The sequence below is a fragment of the Ruminococcoides intestinihominis genome, from assembly GCF_040096285.1.
Classification (GTDB): domain Bacteria; phylum Bacillota; class Clostridia; order Oscillospirales; family Acutalibacteraceae; genus Ruminococcoides; species Ruminococcoides intestinihominis.
This window is the reverse complement of sequence record NZ_JBBMEY010000006.1, coordinates 38,206-58,050: the sequence shown is the minus strand read 5'-3', so window position 1 is coordinate 58,050 and position 19,845 is coordinate 38,206. Positions and strand designations below refer to the sequence as shown.

Below are 19,845 nucleotides of genomic sequence, written 5' to 3'. Positions count from 1 at the left end.
AACTTTTTAAAGATTAGTAAGTTTTAATGTTTTAAGAAATGAGGTATTTGATTATGAAACAACCTAATGTAGAACTAGTAAGAGAATTTTTAGCAGAAGAAACACCTTATGAGTATGACTTCAAAACTCTTAACCAATGTTTAAAGGATATTGACGATCCTCTTGAAAGAGAATTGGTGTTTAAGAGAAGAAGTACTAAAGTTGATGATCCTGATGCTTGTGAACTTACAATGTCAATTATGTGCCTGTTGCTTATGTCAAAAGGTCACAAAGTGGAGGGTTATGAAGGAAGAAGTATCCACCTTGAAAATGGTGAAATTTTTGATACCGATACTGCAAATTCCTTTATATCAGTATATAAAGGTAGCCTAATGACTTGTATCCCTAATTACAATGAGTTGTGTGACAAGCATAACATTACAGGTAGTTTTTCTCAAGAATATGAGAATATCTTTGCCCATAGAGATGAATTTACTCTAAAGAATCACAATGATGAACTTCTTGAAGAATTTGAAAAATTTGCAAAGCTTAATCATGCTATAGGTAACTTTGTACTTGGACCTAAGGGTGTAAATGCCGGTGATACATATTCAAAGGCAAGCAGATACATAAGAACATGGGAAAAGTTCGACAGAATGGATTTGTTTTTACAAAGAGTAGCTGATAATGATATGTATGACAGTTGGGTAAAAATCTATGAAGATAACTTTGATGATTTTTATCTTGAATCTTATTATGAAAATGTTGTTAGAAATGAGAACGGTACAGTCGATTTCGGTAAGTCAAAGTTAAAGTCACTTGATACAGATACATTGACAGAAAGGGTTAAGTTGACAAAACAAATCATTATTGACAGAGGTCAAAAAATGGTTGCTGACTTACAGCAGTTCGTAGAAAGTTTATAAGAAAATCAAATCATAGGAGGAAATAAGTATGGCTAAATTAACTGAAAAGCAACTTGAAGATTTAACATTTGAAGTTATTGAGTTCCTTCAAAAGTGGGGCTTATGGGATGGTAATTTTTATAGAGAAGATAGTGATGTTTGTATCTATGTAAATAACAAAAGATATTCATCCTGTAAAAAAGAGGGCAGTGAATTGATTGATTTTCGTGGACTAAAGAATGTCTATTTTAAGGATAATTTTGATCCACAAAGTATCACTTATTTCCGTACTAAGTATAACTGGAATTTTGAAACTGAAATTTGTTTTGAGCCCTTGTTTGGTGATAACAAAATTTTTAATATGGAATTTGAAGATTCTCTCTCTACTACAATATACCAAGGACAATTTGCCGGTGAACTAAAACCTAATACTAAACTTTCTGATGCAGAAAAAGAATTCTTTGAAAACCATCTAGAGGACATATATTATCTTTGTCAATTAGGTCCTTATAATGAAAATGATCCTATAGATTACGAAGATTATGTAGAAAGGTATCTTCCTCAGTTTGGTGATGAGCAATTTCAGTCTTATGATGAATACCTTGAGCTTACTGATTGGTGTGATCCAAAGGATTGGAAATCCGGTGAATCCTCATGGAAAGAATGGTTACATAATAAAGTGTTTTATTGTATTAAAAGGTTTGGAATTAGTGAGAGCACTTTTAAAGAGACTGAAGAAGTTAGTCGTGCATTAGCTGGTTTAATTTATAATGAATTAGATGATATTTTCCGAAAATACGGACTATGGTTTGAATTTCAAAACGAATATGCTTTTTATTGTGAATATATTTAAAAAGGAGAGAACAATATGAGTAAAAAATTAATATCAATTCTTTTTTCTGTTGCTATGGTAGTTACAGTTTTCTCAACTTTACCGGTAGCTTCAGCTTTAGAAACAAGTAGTAATTCTACTGAAAACACAGAAACAAAGTATGTTACTAATTTAGGGGGAACTTATACAGGACCTATAAAGAATAAATCTAAAAGATATTATTTTGCTATGCCAAAAGAATGGTGTACATTTAGCAATGCAACTGCTTGTGCATATTGGTGGGATGGTGAAGATAGATGTGCTGATTGGCAAAATTCCTATGAAATGAGACCGACTACTATTAATACTGATGATGGTTCAAAAGTTTACTATATTGATATTGATGAAAATATAACTTCAATTCTATTTAATAATGGTATAGACCTAGGACAAAAATCTGAGGATGATGAATTACCACCAAATTATGGCAAAGCTTGTCAGACAAATGCAATTAACTTACAAGGTTATGATCCCGGTGAAACTATGATTTATCCGGATGGACTTGATTCAATGGATAATATGATTTATGTTTCTGATGATATTGAGTATGAATTATCAGGTTCTAAAGTTTATCGTGGTGAATGGTACTACTTGCATAGTGATGGTAAATGGGATGCAGAAAAAGGTTCTGTATATGAAACTAAAGATGTTAATGTTAAACTTAATAAAAGAAAAGATACAGTTAATATAGGTGACTCAATCCAACTAAATGCCACTTTTGAAAATTTGTCTCCTGATGCCAAAATTACTTGGAGTTCAAGCGACACTAATGTTGCTACCGTTGAAGATAATGGTACAGTATATGGTGTTGATGAAGGCACAGCTAAAATCAAGATTTCAGTACAAAATCCGGGGGAAGCTACACCTTTATGTACTTATTGTACAGTAGAAGTAAAAAGTGTGTTACTAGGTATAAAAATCACTAAATTACCTAGCATAACTACATATTATGAGGGCGAAGAACTTGACGCTGATATAATTACAAAGGGAATAGAAGTTGTGGCTATATATAGTGGTAATCGTAAAGTTGTACTTAATAGTGCTTTTTATGATGAAGATAATCATGATGGTTATATTGTAGCAGAACCTAGATATGAAGTGGGAAAGAACACTGTAACTATTAAGTATGGTGGTTTTACTGATACATTTGAAATTACTATATTGTCAAAACAAATTAAGAGAATAACTGTTTATCCACCTGAAAAATTAACTTATGTTGTAGGTGAAGAACTGGACCTTACAGGTATGGATGTAATAGCTGATTATGCAGATGGTACATTTGGCAATGTTTATGATTACTCAATAGGTGACTATGATTTTTCTACTGTCGGTGAGAAAATTATTGTGGTTACTTGTAGAGGTCAAAAAGGACATTTTATGGTTTATGTTGAACCAAAAGATATTGATGAAATTTTAGTTTCATTATCACCTGACAGAACCGATTATTATGTAGGTGATGAGATTGATTCATCAGATATTGAAGTTTTCATTCAATATGCAGATGATTCTTTAGAAGAAACAAAAGATTATTATTTAAATTATGATTTTTCTACAGCAGGTAAGAAAATTGTAACAGTATCATATCATAACTATAGAAAGAGTTTTATTGTTAATGTTAAATCAAAAACTGAACCTACCACTACAAAGCCAACAGTAAAGAAGGTTACTAAAGTTGAAGTAGGTAAGAAATCAGTTGCTTTATTAAATGGTAGAAGTACAACTGTTAAAGTTAAGGTTAGTCCAACTAATGCAACAAATAAAAAATTAAAGTGGACAACTTCTAATGCTAAAGTAGCAACAGTAAACCAAAGTGGTAAAATCACTGCAAAGGGCAGAGGTAAAGCAACAATTAAAGTAATGGCACTTGATGGTAGCAATAAATACGCTACTGTAAAGGTAACAGTAAAGCAACCTGTAACATCTGTTAAATTAAACAGAAAGTCAGCTAACCTAAAAGTAAAGGGCAAGGCTAAACAGAAAACAGTTACACTAAAAGCTACTGTTTATCCAAAAAATGCAAATAATAAGGCAGTTTCTTGGAAATCCTCAAATACAAAAATTGCAACAGTTAATAGAAAAGGTAAAGTAATTGCAAAGAAAAAAGGCACTTGCTATATTACAGCTACTGCAAAAGATGGTAGTAAAAAGTCAGCAAAGTGTAAAATTGTAGTAAAATAAATCTATAAAAATAATATCTGAAATTGTGTTGAATCCCTTGTTTTGCAAGGGATTCAATACTCTCTAAAATTAATTTAAAAAGGTGGGATTAAATGAGTACATATGTTATCGGAGATATTCACGGAGAATTTAATCAGCTTTTAGAATTATTAAATTCAATGGATTTTTCTTCTAAGGATTGGCTATATGTAATGGGTGATGTTGTGGATAAAGGTGAACATCCTATCAAATCATTGCAGTTGCTTATGGGTTTGCCTAATTGTACTTGTCTTATGGGAAATCATGAGTTAATGATGCTGAATAATAGAGATATGATATATAATCTAGATAATCTTTCTACGGAATTTATAGAAAACAATTGTTTTGATATTTTAGATTGGCTTAATAATGGTGCCGAGTCTACATTATGTGAACTTTCTGAATTGTCTTTAGATGAAAGAAATAAGATTTTGGATTATGTAGAAAAGTTTAAGCCTTATGTTGAACTGAATATTAACAGTGTTGATTATTTGTTGGTACATGGAGGACTAGGAAATTTTTCAGTTGAAAAATCTATTGCCGATTATTCATTAGAAGAATTAGTTTGGGATAGACCTGACTATAGCAAAAAATATTTCAGTAACAAGATTTTAGTAACCGGTCATACACCTACTCAGCGTATAAAAGAAAATACCTTGCCCGGTTATATTTTTATCGGCAATAATCATATTGCACTTGATTGTGGTGCTTTTTCTCCTAAAGGCAAATTAGCCGGTATTTGCCTTGAAACTATGGAAGAATTTTATTCCAGATAAATTTTTCTATAATAATTTTAAAAACTTTACTAATATTGTAATTTGAGATAATTATTATGTATATACTTGAATAAAATGTTAGAATTATGTATAATTTTATTATACGAATGGGAGGTAAATTGTTATGAAGTGTCCAAAATGCGGTTTTGAAAATGATGATAATGCATATTTTTGTGAAGGTTGTGGAAACAAGCTAAAGGATAATACCGGTGTAGAGAATAATCAAGCTGATAATGCAAAATTTGAGCTGGATAAGGATTTGGGCTTTGATAGTGATATGAATTACGGAACTATTAACAAGTCAAATTTAGAGGATAATTCAAGCTTCGATTATTATGATGATTTTAATAAAAATGTATCATATGAAAATCCACAGAATAATTATCCTAAACCACCTAAAAACAATAAAAACTTGTTAATCACAGTTATTGTGGTTAGTGCTATAGCTGTTATAGCAATATGTGTTTGCGTATTTCTAATTTTCTTTAATGACAAAGACAGTAATTCCGATACCTCTGCATCGGAAACAGTAACATCAACTGTTACCGAAACAACTGCTATAACTACTACAACTCAAACAACAGAACCTACAACAGAGGCAACAGTATCAAAGATAATGCCAAATGTTGTTGGATTGAGGAAAGAAGAGGCTAGTAGAATTTTAAGACAACAAAATATTTCTATTAGATATGAGGAGGAAAATAATAACATATATTCTGAAGGTGTTGTATCTAGCCAAAGTATTCCTAGTGGTGAAACAGTTAGAGATGGTGAAATGGTTACACTGTATGTTTCATTAGGTTCGGATGAAGATACTTATTATAATGGTGATTATATACTTCCTGACTCAGATACTGAATATATTTCAGAAAGTGAAATTGAAAATATGAGTAAGGAAGAATTAACTCTTGCATTAAATGAGATTTATGCAAGATATGGTTTAATGTTTAATACCACAAGTATTCAGCAGTATTTTAATTCTAAGGATTGGTATGTACCTTCAATAAATCCCGGTCATTTTGATGACTCACAATTTAACGATTACGAAAGACATAATGTAGATACTATCGTTAATTATATGAAAGAAAAAGGATATAGATAATCATATATGTAATAAAAATAAGGCATTTGTAAATTTTCACAGACTCAGTGATTTAATTACTGATTGCTAAAATGATTGATGAAAGTAAATTAGTCATATTAGATTAGTTTTACATTTTGAATTTCATTTAAGAAAAGGTGTATTCCAATGAAGTTGATTAAGTTATATTAAGACTTGTTTTATAAATTTGTTTTATATATTATTTTCCACAATGTAATAACCCCTAAAACAAAAGCTGACACTTTTTATAGTGCCAGCTTTTGCTTATGTAAAATTAACTTTTTATATTATTATGTAGAATTTCTAAAATTCCCGGAATATCGTATTTTATTGATATGCAACTGTTTTATGCAATTATTGCGTAAAGTTTTAAAATAATATACGCAAAAGTTGCATATTACTTTTGATATTTTTACGCAATTCTTGCATAAAATATATTACCTAATATGCATATTATAAGTTTATAAATATTGTATGATGATTAATTTACCATATACAAAAGCTGACATTACATTGTGTAGTGTCAGCTTTTAAAGTAATAATCATTATTCCTAGTTAATACTAAAAAATAGCCACTACAATTTGTAGTGACTATTTTGTATATTATATTAATTTTTTTATTCAACAATTTTCCATTTATCAACATCAAAAACACCTTTAGTAGTGATTCTAAGTGATGGGATAACAGGTAAGCTGATAAATGAAAGTGTCATAAACGGGTCAATATTTTTGCTAACACCTAAGCTATAAGCAGAGGCTTTTGCTTTTTCAAGTTTATCATTAACTACTTTTAATGGTTCTTCCGACATTAAACCGGCAATAGGTAATTCCAGTAATGCTTTGATTTCACCATTTTCAACCACAACAATACCACCGTTATTATCCTTAATTGCGTTAACTGCAATTGCAATATCAGAGTCACTACAACCTACTGTAATAATGTTGTGTGAGTCGTGAGCAATAGAAGTAGCAACTGCACCTGACTTTAAGGAATAACCCTTAACATATCCTACGCCAATGTGGTTTGTGTTTTTGTGTCGTTCAACACAAGCAATTTTTAGTATATCATTTTCAACATCAATATGGTTAGCAGTACCGAGATTTTTTGTTAGCAGTTCACCACTGATTAAACCTATCAATCCTAAATCACCTTTAATATCAAAACTTTCAGGTGTAACTTTGTCAAGGTGGAAAGTTTTGTGGCATTTCTCTACTAATCTACTTTCAATAGTAGGAGTAGGGAAGTCAATAACCTTTTTACCGTCAAATACTAGTTTACCTCTTTTATAAACTTGCTGAATGTCAAAGTCCCTAATGTTGTTTACCACTACTATATCAGCTAAGTAACCTGAGGCAATAGCACCTTTATTGTTAAGTAAAAAGTATCTTGCTGCATGATGGGTTGCAACCTTTAGTGCAATAATAGGATTAGCACCATTTCTGATTGCCTCTTTAACTATGTAGTCAATGTGGCCACCATATAATAAATCATTTGGGTGCTTGTCATCAGTAGCAAACATACACCTTGCATAGTATTTGTTATTAAGTAAAGGCATTAGTGCTTTTAGGTTGTGAGCAGCAGTACCTTCTCTAATCATAATGAATTGACCTTTTTGTAATTTCTCAAGAGCATTTTCAAAGGTTGAACATTCATGGTCAGAATATACACCTGCTGAAATATATGCATTAAGGTCATTACCGGAAAGCTCAGGTGCATGACCATCAATTTTTTTGTGGTGTGCTTGAGATGTAATAATCTTTGAAACTACTTTACTGTCACCATTTATAACACCAACATAGTTCATCATTTCAGCAAGACCAAGAACTTTTTTGTGTTCAAAATATTTATCAATGTCATTGTATTCAAGAACTGCACCACTTTCATCAATTTCAGTAGCCGGTACACAAGACGGCAACATAAAGTGAAAATCTAAAGGCAAATTACTTGTAGCCTCAATCATATATTCAATGCCATCAGTTCCCATAACATTTGCAATTTCATGTGGGTCAGTAATAACAGTAGTTGTACCGTGAGAGATAACAGCCTTTGCAAATTCGGTAGGAGATACCATTGAGCTTTCTAGGTGAATATGTGCATCAATAAATCCGGGTAATACAATTTTGCCCCTAACATCAACTTCAACTTTACCGTTATATTTTCCAATACCGGCAATTAGACCGTTAGAAACTGCAATGTCACCTACTAAAAATTCATTAGAAAATACATTTAGATATGTTGCATTTTTCAGTACAAGGTCAGCTTTTTCTCTGCCGGATGCAACTGCAATAACTTGTTGCTTAACTTTCAATTTTCTTTCAATCTTTTGTTCATATGTTTCTGCCATAATAGCACCACCTTTCAAAGATAAATCTTTAAATTAATTATATCATTGTACCTTGTATAATTAAAGTACTTTTACATTAAATAAAGTTTATATTTATGTTTTTTTCTGTACGGTATTTATAGTGATTGTATATTTTTAGCAAATTTATTACTAAATAAATTAGTTGGACATATATACTATTCGACATATCTATATTTTAATTATGATATATTGATATTTAAAACAAACAATATGGAAATGTTTTGTACAACTTTTTGATAAATAAAAGATTGCAAAATAAAAATGTACATAAATCTATAAGTGAATTGAAATAAATATAGTGTTTATTATAGAAAAGTTTATTTTTGCTCAATTTTAGTTGTAAAAAGTTCGAAAACGTACTATAATTGATTGTGAAATTTGTATAAAAACAAATTCTAAAATGTAGCAAAAGCTACAAATGGGAGGAAGAAAATTGAGAAAACAAACAATGAAAGCGTTATCTGTATTGTTATGTGTATTGATGACAGTGTCAAGTTTTTCAGTTCTAACTGCATTTGCAACTGAAAATAAAACAAATAATACACAAGCTACAGATGTCAACAAAAATTCAACAGTAGTTGATGTTGATGGTCAAAAGTTCGGTACAGGTGACCTAGGTAAAAGTGATGATGATAATGCTCCTACAATTAGTAGCGAAAATCAGTATTATTCAATTGTTGCTAAGGAAGAAGGTACAACAAAGGCTAAAGCTAAGGCTCAGGCACTTGATGGTGACAGTGATTTACCTTCAAAGGTGGATAATAGCCAAAGTAAGTATTTCCCACCAATTAAGAGCCAAGGCAGTGTAGGTTCTTGTGTTGCATGGGCAGAAACATACTATCAGTTTAGTTATACTCAAAATAAAAAACTTAACAGAACTGCTACTTATGAAAATAGCTTTTCACCTTTATGGACATATAATTTCACTAACTTTAGTGATGATATTGGTTCATATGATAGTGCTACATATAGTGTTTTAAGAAATATTGGTGCACCTACAATTAAAAATTCACCCAATATTACAGATCCTGCAAAATGGACAGTTACAAAAGAGGCTTTTGACGAAGCACAGAAATATAAGTTAAGTAGTTATAGTTATATTTCAACAGGTGATGGTGAAACACCTATTACAAATTCTAAAAGTAGCAATCTAGACACAGTTAAGACTGCACTTATTAATGGGGAAGTACTTACTTTTTCAACACATGCATCATACGGATTTACTTATGGAATAATTCAAAAGAATAGTCAAGTACCGGAAAATACAAAGTATGCCGGACAGTATATAGTACCTTATCTTGTGTCAACAAGAGGTGGTCATCGTATGACTATTGTTGGTTATGATGATGACATTTGGTATGATATTAATGAAGATGGTAAGGTACAAGAAGGCGAAAAGGGTGCTTTCAAGGTAGCAAACTCTTGGGGTGATGATTGGATGAATAACGGATATATTTGGATTTCTTATGATTCAATCAATAGAACTTCATCAGTAAATAATAGTACAGTTTTATCAAATAGAGTAAGAGCTAATTGTATTAATGATATAGCAAGAATATCTGTAAAGCCGGTATCTGATTGTTCAAATATTAATTTAGAATATACACTAAGTTCAAAGAGCCGTAATGATATAGAAATTAAAATTACTGCTAAAAACAAAAACTCTGGTGTTACTTATTCATCTTATGCTGAACCATTTGAAACATATAGTAATTATTATGTAAATAATGATTACTCCTTTGATGGTACAAAAACAGAAGCTAAGGGTACATTTACATACGATTTAAACAGTATAGTTGAAAACTTGAATTCTAATAATGTAGAGGATTATACTTGGACATTTAGTTTTCAGGACACAGATAATAATGACAGTACACTATCTGTATCAGATGTTAAGATTGTAGATAATAACAATAATAAAACATATAAGTCAGATTTAAACGGTACAGTAAAATTAAATGGTAATTCAAAAGATATTACTGTAAATGGTGGCGGTACTACTCCTGATAAGAATGCAGTAACAATTTACTACAAAGGTTACTCATCACCATATATCCATTATCAGGTAGGTGATGGTAACTGGACTACAGTACCGGGTAAAGCAATGACACCTGATACAACAGTTGATGGTTACACACATACATATACAATTGACCTAGGTACATCAGACTATGCTAATGTTTGTTTCAATGATGGTAATAATAATTGGGATAGTAAAAACGGTCAAAACTATAAGTTTAAAAAGGGCACATATACATTTAAAAATGGTGTAATTACACCAATTGAAGTTGATAATAATTTTGGCATTAAGTCATTCGATATTACTCCGGCAGATGGTAAAATTGAAGCAGGTGATTATGTTTCAATGAAAGTAACACTTAAGAATGCTACTTCCGGTGCTGTAAGTAAATTCACATATTTAGATTCAAACAATAAAGAATATACAATTTATGACTATGCGAGTGTCAGTGGTTGTTCATGGCAGTTTAACAAATCCGGTACTTATAGGGTTAGAGTTTATTCAAAAGAAAGCTATGGCTCAACTAGTTATGTAATGGCTGAAAAGACCGTATTTGTAGCAGAAAAGAAACTTAAGATTGAGTCATTTGATCTAACTCCTGAAGATGGCAACATTACTGCTGGTGACTCAGTAGAAATGAAGGTTAAACTAAAGAATGCTACTTCCGGTGCTGTAAGTAAATTCACATATTTAGATTCAAACAATAAAGAATATACAATTTATGACTATGCGAGTGTCAGTGGTTGTTCATGGCAGACTAGTGAAGCCGGTGCTTATAAAGTTAGAGTTTATTCAAAAGAAAGTTATAATGCAAAAGATTATGTAATGGCTGAAAAGACTGTTATAGTTTCACCAAAGAAAGAATTTAAAATCGATAATGCAGAAGTGTCACCTAGTGATTCAACATGTGTAAACGGTTATGTTAGTTGCTATATTACAGCATCTGGTGGTAAAACTCCATATACATATGAGTTTGGTTACACTCAAGACGGTAATACAAAGACAGAAAAAACTACTAACTCTTCTTATTACTTCTATGCAAAAAAGGGTGGTGATATCACAGTATTTGCTAAGGTAACAGATGCTGATGGTAAGACTCTAACAAAAACATTTAAGCCAATTAAGGTAAATACATTAACAATCAAAAATATTGTTACTTCACCAACTTCTCCACAGTATGTTGGTACAAAGATTAATATTAAGGCAGATATTGAATATTCTCAATCAAAGTATGGCAGATATAATTATCTGAAATATGAGATTAAGAAAGATGGAAATGTTGTAGAAACTCTGGAAGATCCATACAATGCTTCAGTAGATTGGACACCAACTGAAGCCGGTAATTATACAATCACTTGTAATATGGGTGATATGTCCGGTCAGTCTGCAACAAAGACAGTGAACTATGTTGTTAATAAGAAAGACACAACTGATAATCTAGTTGTAATTTACTATGTTGGTTATTATTCTCCATACATTCACTATCAGGTAGAAAATGGTTCTTGGACTAACGCACCGGGTTACAAAATGATTGCAACTAACGAAAAAGACGGTTATTCACATAAGTACGTAATTAACCTTGGCGATAAGAATTACGCAAATGTATGTTTCAATGACGGCAACGGTAATTGGGACAGCAACAATGGTAGAAACTATCGTTTCAACAAGGGTACATACACGTTTAAGAATGGTGTAATTACTCCGGTAGAAGATGATAAATTCGGTATTGAATCATTTGATATTACTCCGGCTGATGGAAAAATCACTGTTGGTGATTTTATAGATATGAAAGTTAAATTAAAAAATGCTACTTCCAATGCTGTAAGTAAATTCACATATTTAGATTCAAACAATCACGAAGTTACAATTTATGACTATGCAGGTGCCAGTAGTTGTTTATGGCAGTTTAACAAATCCGGTACTTATAGGGTTAGAGTTTATTCAAAAGAAAGCTATGGCTCAACTAATTATGTAATGGCTGAAAAAACTGTTACAGTTGCAGAGAAACAACCTCTAAAGATAAACCAATTTAACATTAATTCAAACACAGGTTCAGTTCCTTTCTGTGATAATGTTAATATGTCAGTTAATGTATCAGGTGGTAAAGCACCATATCAGTATGAATTTGCAATGAACCAGTACAATACAAGAACTGTTTTACAGCCATTTTCAACTAAGAATACTTTTACAGTTATTCCTGAATATATTGGTAACTATAACTATGAAGTAACAGTTAAGGACGCTACCGGTGCAACAGTAACCGTTACAAAAAGTATTTATGTTGCTCAAGCTTGTATTGATAATTTAAATATTAGCAGTAGTACAGTAAAAGTAAATGATATAGTTAAATTTAGTGCTGATATTAAGAATCTATCATCACTTGTTACATATCACGATTATACTTATACGGTAACTAAAGATAACAAGACAGAAACACTTACAACAAATAGCGACAGAACTGCTAACTGGACACCTAAGGAAGCAGGAAAATATACAATGCTATTACAAATTAAGCACAATGGTAAGTATATTGCCGGCAGATCAATTGAAGTTACAGTAGACAAAGCTTCAGAAAATGTAGTAACAATCTACTACAAGGGTTACTCAACTCCATATATTCATTATCAGGTAGGTAATGGCTCTTGGACTGATGCTCCTGGTAACAAAATGACTTCAACTAACGAAAAGACAGGTTATACTCATAAGTATACAATTGACCTAGGTACTTCAACTTATGCAAATGTTTGCTTTAACAACGGTAACGGTAGTTGGGATAGCAGAAACGGTCAGAACTATCATTTTGAAAAAGGTACATATACTTTCTCAAATGGTAATATGACTAAGATTGCAGACTAATACTTTTTTACATTCCTCATATAAAACAGAATATATACAATTAAGAAATCAGATGGTGATTATATTGCCATCTGATTTTCTTTTACTATTAAAAAATAGTTCAAAAAGTTTAAGCATATTGCATAAATCATTATAAGAATGTTGGTGTATTATTATTGTAGAACAAGTTTTTATATTATGGTAAAATATAACTATATTAATGTAGGAGGGCTACATATGAGAATAAATAAATTCTTTAGTGTGTTTTTATCATTATTAATGGTATGTTCAATTTTTAGTGGGCTATCAGTATCAGCTACTACAATTGATAAGACTCATACTTATACAGTTGTAGGTGATGCACCGTTTTTAGGTGCAAAATGGGATCCAACAACTGTAGCTGATGATATGGTGATTCAGTCGGACGGTACTTACAAGAAAACATATACAAATGTTTCTAAGTCAGATTGTTACTCAATCAAGGTTACAGAAGATCATGATTGGAGTGTTAATTTCGGTTCAAATCTTGGTGAGAATAACCCACAAGATATTGAATTTTCCGTACCAATGGATAATTCAACAGTTGATATTATTTTAACTTTGAAGGGTACCAGAAACAAAGACGGTAAAGTAATTACAGATGGCTTTGTAAAAGTGCTTGTTGATGGTGTAGATGCACCGGGTAAAGTTGTACCAACAGAAACTACCCATTATGTTGCAGGTGAAGCCGGTCTTTGTAACGGTATTGATTGGGAAAAAGATAATGAAATAAATAAGATGACAAAGAACCAAGATGGTTCTTATGAGATTACATTAAAAGGCGTAAACCCTAAGACAGACGGTACACCATATGAATTTTATGTAACTACTAATGGTCAATGGGAACCTGGCTATGTTTATTATGGTGAGAAAGATCCCGGTTCTGAAAATGCTTTACTAACAATCACAGAACCTAATTCAACAGTAAAAATTGTTTTAACTGCAAAGCTAAAGGTTAGAGTTTATGTAAATGATAAAAAAGTAACACCTGAAATGAGAAAATCTAAATTTGTTACAAGTTTAGGTGGTACTTATACAGGTCCTATAAACAATAAGTCAAAGAGATATTTCTTTGCGATGCCAGAAAAGTGGTTTAATTTTAGCAATGCAACTGCTTGTGCTTTTTGGTGGAGTGGTGAAGATGCTTGTTACGACCAGCAACATTCTTACATAATGAGACCTACTTCTATTAAAACAGATGATGATTCTGTTGTTTATTACATTGATGTTGCAGAGAATGTACATAATATTATATTTACCAACGGTATTGAGGGTTCTGAAAAAAGACCACTAGGTAACGATTATGACCCTAATTATAACAAGAACTTACAAACTTTTAGTATTAATCTGGATAGATACAAAGCAGGAGAGTGTGACCTTTATCCGGATGGTGTTGATAACTTTGACAATATGATTTATGTTGTTAACAGTAATAGTAGAATTTCAGTTGACCCATCGGGTTATTTATACAAAGGTAATTGGTACTATCTACATTCTGACGGTAAGTGGGATACATCAAAAGGTTCTACATACGAAATTCACAATACTAATGTAAAACTTAACACAAGAAGTGCTAACCTTACAGTTGACAATTTTGTTTACTTAGTTCCTACATTTGAAAATGTTAGAACAGAAGCAGAGATTAAGTGGACTTCAAGTAATCCGGAAGTTGCAACTGTGGATAATGACGGTAAAGTAACTGCTAAAAGTGTTGGTGATGCAACAATTTCAATTTCAGTACAAAATCCTGATGATAAAGAACCTGTTGTAACAACTTGTAAAATAAAGGTCAATAATATTGATAGAATTGCAGTAACAAAGCTACCTAATAAAACAGAATATACTGAAGGTGAAGGTTTAGATATTTCAGGTCTTGAAGTTACTGTTTATTACAAGGATGGTACTTCCAAAGTAGTAGAAAACTATACATTAGATTATGACCTTACTAGAGTAGGTGAGAGAACTGTAACTGTACAGCATTATGACTATATAGATACATTTAAAGTAAAGGTGAATCCTAAAGCCGAACCTACTAATCCAACAAAACCAACAGTAAAGAAAGTTACTAAAGTTTCATTAAGTAAGAAATCTGTTACATTATTAAATGGCAGAAGTGCAACTGTTAAAGTTAAGGTTAGTCCAACTAATGCAACTAACAAAAAGCTAAAGTGGACAACTTCTAACTCAAAGATAGCAACAGTAAACCAAAGTGGTAAAATTACTGCAAAGGGTAGAGGTTATGCTACAATTAAAGTAATGGCACTTGATGGCAGCAATAAATACGCAACTATTAAGGTAACAGTAAAGCAATCTGTAACATCTGTTAAATTAAGCAGAAATTCAGCTATCCTAAAAGTAAAGGGCAAAGCTAAACAGAAAACAGTTACACTAAAAGCTACTGCTTATCCAAAGAATGCTAATGTTAAGTCAGTAAAATGGACAACATCAAAATCTAAGATTGCTACAGTTAATAGCAAAGGTAAAGTAACTGCAAAGAAAAAAGGTACTTGTTTTATTTACGCTACTGCAAAAGACGGCAGTAAAAAATCTGCTAAGTGCAAAATTACAGTTAAATAATCGGTTCAAGAAAACATTTAAAGGCTATCCGTATTGGATGGCCTTTACTTTTGCTTTAATTGGTTATATTAAATTTACTTATGTATATTTGTGATTATGCACAATAAAACTAAATTTTATTTGTATAGTGTTAATCTAGAAATATTTTATATATAATGTTAAAATATACCTATATAAGAATATAAATTTTATTGATTTTATTTGGAGTGTGATGAAATGAAAAAATCATTAAGCGTGATTTTGTCGATACTAATGATACTAAGTTCATTCAGTATTATAACTACAGTATCAGCAAAAGAGACAAATGTAGTTTTAACAGGTGATATTTATTCTGATAAAACCGGTGATTGCACATGGTCTTTTGATGAGGATACATGTACTTTCACTATTTCAGGTCAAGGTCAAATGGAGTCTTATAAAGATGCTTGGAATATTCCTTGGAAAGATTATTTGTCTTTAATAAAAACAGTTAAGATTGAAGATGGTGTTACCAACATTGGTAATTATTCATTTGAAAATTGTGGAAATTTAGAGAAGTTAATAATAGCAGATAGTGTAACAATAATAGGTGATTATGCATTTAATAAATGCAAGAATTTAACACAGGTAATTTTGTCTAATTCGTTAACAGAGATAGGTAGATCTGCATTTAAAGGATGTACAAGTTTAACAAGTATAGCAATTCCTAATAGTGTTACAAATATAGTAACCGGTGCATTTTCAGGATGTTCAAGTCTGGTAGATATAAATATGTCAGAAAATCTAACTCATATTGGACAATCTATTATATCTGCTACTGGCTATTGGAATGATAAAAATAATTGGGATAATGATGTATTGTATTTGGATAATTATCTAATAAAGGCAAAGGACCTTACAGGTGATTATACTATTAAAGATGGTACAAAATTATTATCCGATGGTGCTTTTTATGAATGTAAGGATTTAAATAAAGTAACAATTCCAAATAGTATGAGTAAAATTAGTAGTTTTGCTTTTGACTATTGTGAAGGTCTTACAAGTGTAGTACTTCCTGATAGTATTACTTTAATTGGTGGATCTGCATTTGGCAATTGCTATAATTTAAAAAGTATTACATTACCTAAAAGTTTAAAAACATTAGAAGTGAATTGTTTTGATAATTGTAAAAGTTTAACCGAAGTGACTATACCTGAGGGAGTAACTTATATTGGTAGTGATGCTTTTATGTATTGTACTAATCTTAAAGATATATCATTACCTAGTGGTATAACAAGAATTGGGCAAAATGCATTTTATCATACTGCTTATTATAATGATGAAAATAATTGGGATAATGGAGTAATGTACATAGGTAACTATCTATTAGAAACAAGGGAAAGTGTTACAGGTTCTTATTCTATTAAAGATGGTACAGAATTAATTGCAGATTATGCTTTTTTAGCTAGAAAAATAACAGAAATAAATATTCCTGATAGTGTAAATGTTATAGGTGGTTTTGTATTTTCACTTTGTACAGAATTGACTAAGGTAACAATACCTAATTCTGTAACTAAAATATATGAATGTGCTTTCACAGGTAGCTATAGAATACAGAGTATAGTATTACCTGATAATTTAGATACCGTTAGTTGGAGAATGTTTGATTTATGTGGAGGTCTAACTAACATTACAATACCGGATAAGGTAGAATTTATCGATGGATATGCTTTTAAAGATTGTAACAGTTTAAAGAGTATAACAATTCCAAGTAGTGTAACCCATATAGATTGTTGTGCTTTTGAAAATTGTAATGATTTGAAAGATATTTATTTTACCGGTACTGAAAGTCAATGGAAATCTATTAAATTTGATAATACAGATGATGCCAGTGATTCATTTTTAAATGCTAATGTGCATTATTCTGTAAATACTTTCAAGGTATCTTCAATGTTAGAAAATGTAGTTACTAACAATGTTGAAAATAAAGTTGCAGAATGTAACACATATGCATCAGTATTAACTCCGGTAGAGGGTTATAAAATTGATAGTGTAAAAGTTAAAATGGGTGATAATGATTTCACAGTACCATTTACAGAAGGTGAATGTGCAATTAATATTCCGGAAGTAAATGGAGATATTTCTATCATAGCAGTAGCAACAAGTATCCACAAACAAGAATTAGAAAATTTGTTGAAACAATATTCCGGTGACTTTGATTATACTCCTGAGTATTGGTATAACATTTATACTAAAGATAGCTATGATAACTATCTAAATGCCAAGAAAAAAGCAGAAAACCTTTTAGCAGATGAAAATACTACTGATGCTGAATTCAAAGATATGATAGATGAATTTAGTAATGCAAGAAATAATTTAGTGAAGGTAAGTGAAACCAGTACTACAGAACCAACAACTGTAACCACAGAGCCTACTACTTCAACAACTTTACCAACAACAGTTTCTACAACAGAACCTACAACTGTAACTACAGATTCAACTACAGTTACAACAGTTCCTACAACTACAAAACCTACTGTAAAGAAAGTTACTAAAGTTTCATTAAGTAAGAAATCTGTTACATTATTAAATGGCAGAAGTGCAACTGTTAAAGTTAAGGTTAGTCCAACTAATGCAACTAACAAAAAGTTAAAGTGGACAACTTCTAACTCAAAGATAGCAACAGTAAACCAAAGTGGTAAAATTACTGCAAAGGGTAGAGGTAATGCTACAATTAAAGTAATGGCACTTGATGGTAGCAATAAATACGCTACTGTTAAGGTAACAGTAAAGCAACCTGTAACATCTGTTAAATTAAACAGAAATTCAGCTATCCTAAAAGTAAAGGGCAAAGCTAAACAGAAAACAGTTACACTAAAAGCTACTGTAAATCCTAAGAATGCAAATGTTAAGTCAGTAAAATGGACAACATCAAAATCTAAGATTGCTACAGTTAATAGCAAAGGTAAAGTAACTGCAAAGAAAAAAGGTACTTGTTTTATTTACGCAACTGCAAAAGACGGCAGTAAAAAATCTGCTAAGTGCAAAATTACAGTAAAATAATTAATCAAATAATATTAAAAAAGCTGACATTACAAAAGTAGTGTCAGCATAATTATTCTATTCTTTCTAATATTAATTCTTGCTAAAACTTAATAAATAATATATAATAGTATTGTAAAAACACTAATTTTTTATTTATTATTATGATAGAATTATATAAGGTGATTATATGAAAAGGTTAGTTTTAAGAAATATACTTATGTATGTTATTTCATTTGCATTATTTATTGTACCATTGTTTTTCTTTGATTATTTTTCACCACTTTATTTACAATGGATAGCACCACTGTTTTTGATTTATGCAAATGTATCTTGTGATTTAAAGCAAAAGTCATTAATTAATATATGGAGAGTTGTACCTACCTGTGCAGTAATTGTAGGTGCATACTTTTTAGATAATTCATATACAGAATGGTATTATTTAAAAGTTACAAATGACCTACCTGACCCATTTACATATCTTTTGGGTAAGTATTTTTACCTTGCATCATTTATATTGGTTGTTGGTTTTATGTGTGTATATCAGTTATATAAAATTGCAGTTGAAATGTATAATAGACATAAAAAATTGAATGTTTAAAATTAGTTAATTTAGGAGTATGCTTTGAACCCTTGGTTATCAGAAGATTGGCAAGAATATTTTAGTGGAAAAGATAATATTCCAAATGGAATATATTTAAGGATAGAAAAGAATGTAAATGATGATGTAAAAAAATCATTGAAAAAGTTTGCTAAATGGTTAAGAAAGAATTATAAATTTCCTATTATGTTGCCTATCTATGTAAAAGCAACTGACTATGTAAAAACTAAAGATGGTGACTATGTAGTAGGTAGCTTTTTTGAACCTAATGATTATTTTACAGAACCTTATATTAAAATTTCTACAGGTGATTATGAAGATTTGTTAAACGAGATAGGTAAGGATAACGCATTAGCAAGTTTTATTTATACATTATCTCATGAAATTACGCACTATTATCAATGGATAAATAGAGTAGAAAAGTCTGTTGATGATAGAGAAATTGAAGCAGATTATTACGGTGACTATATTCTTCAGCAATATGCTGATTGTGTTGAGTCACCACAATGAACAACATATAAATATAGTGATTAAGCCTCTCTTTTGAGAGGTTTTTTCTTTGTAAAATAAATCCGTTA

Annotated in this window: 11 protein-coding genes; 10 read left to right on the top strand and 1 reads right to left on the bottom strand. The window is 30.8% G+C overall.

The genetic code is table 11. The annotated features are described in order from the left end of the window. Window positions 1-53: 53 nt before the first annotated feature. From WMO18_RS02875 to WMO18_RS02855, 5 genes are all read left to right on the top strand, one after another. Complete coding sequence (locus tag WMO18_RS02875; RefSeq protein WP_211148363.1) at window positions 54-905, top strand: hypothetical protein; 852 nt, start codon at window positions 54-56, stop codon at window positions 903-905. A gap of 28 nt (window positions 906-933) precedes the next feature. Then, entirely contained in the window at window positions 934-1,737 is an 804-nt protein-coding gene (locus WMO18_RS02870; protein WP_211148364.1) for a hypothetical protein, read from the top strand. Window positions 1,738-1,752: 15 nt separating this feature from the next. Further along, window positions 1,753-3,933, top strand: a complete 2,181-nt coding sequence (locus WMO18_RS02865) for an Ig-like domain-containing protein (protein WP_211148365.1) — start codon at window positions 1,753-1,755, stop codon at window positions 3,931-3,933. A 92-nt stretch (window positions 3,934-4,025) separates the two neighbouring features. Next, window positions 4,026-4,727 (top strand): metallophosphoesterase, encoded by a 702-nt coding sequence (locus tag WMO18_RS02860; RefSeq protein WP_211148366.1) that lies wholly within the window; start codon window positions 4,026-4,028, stop codon window positions 4,725-4,727. A gap of 124 nt (window positions 4,728-4,851) precedes the next feature. Beyond that, window positions 4,852-5,829: a YARHG domain-containing protein gene (locus WMO18_RS02855; protein WP_367286295.1), complete on the top strand. Its 978-nt coding sequence runs from the start codon at window positions 4,852-4,854 to the stop codon at window positions 5,827-5,829. Window positions 5,830-6,446: 617 nt separating this feature from the next. On the opposite strand, the gene ade is transcribed toward WMO18_RS02855, so the two are convergent. Beyond that, window positions 6,447-8,174 carry an adenine deaminase gene (gene ade, locus WMO18_RS02850; RefSeq protein ID WP_211148181.1) on the bottom strand — a complete coding sequence of 576 codons (1,728 nt, stop codon included), beginning with the start codon at window positions 8,172-8,174 and terminating at the stop codon, window positions 6,447-6,449. A 454-nt stretch (window positions 8,175-8,628) separates the two neighbouring features. Here ade and WMO18_RS02845 point away from each other — a divergent pair, with 454 nt between their 5' ends. The 5 genes from WMO18_RS02845 (at window position 8,629) to WMO18_RS02825 (ending at window position 19,777) form a co-directional block, all read left to right on the top strand. Next, on the top strand, window positions 8,629-13,071 hold the full coding sequence (locus WMO18_RS02845) for a carbohydrate binding domain-containing protein (protein ID WP_211148180.1): 4,443 nt from the start codon (window positions 8,629-8,631) through the stop codon (window positions 13,069-13,071). A 216-nt stretch (window positions 13,072-13,287) separates the two neighbouring features. After that, window positions 13,288-15,666: an Ig-like domain-containing protein gene (locus WMO18_RS02840; RefSeq protein WP_211148179.1), complete on the top strand. Its 2,379-nt coding sequence runs from the start codon at window positions 13,288-13,290 to the stop codon at window positions 15,664-15,666. Window positions 15,667-15,882: 216 nt separating this feature from the next. Then, window positions 15,883-18,687: a leucine-rich repeat protein gene (locus WMO18_RS02835; RefSeq protein WP_367286294.1), complete on the top strand. Its 2,805-nt coding sequence runs from the start codon at window positions 15,883-15,885 to the stop codon at window positions 18,685-18,687. Between the two features lie 169 nt (window positions 18,688-18,856). Continuing rightward, window positions 18,857-19,267, top strand: a complete 411-nt coding sequence (locus WMO18_RS02830) for a hypothetical protein (RefSeq protein WP_022505921.1) — start codon at window positions 18,857-18,859, stop codon at window positions 19,265-19,267. 24 nt (window positions 19,268-19,291) lie between these two features. Continuing rightward, window positions 19,292-19,777, top strand: a complete 486-nt coding sequence (locus WMO18_RS02825; protein ID WP_022505920.1) for a hypothetical protein — start codon at window positions 19,292-19,294, stop codon at window positions 19,775-19,777. The last annotated feature ends 68 nt before the right edge of the window (window positions 19,778-19,845 follow it).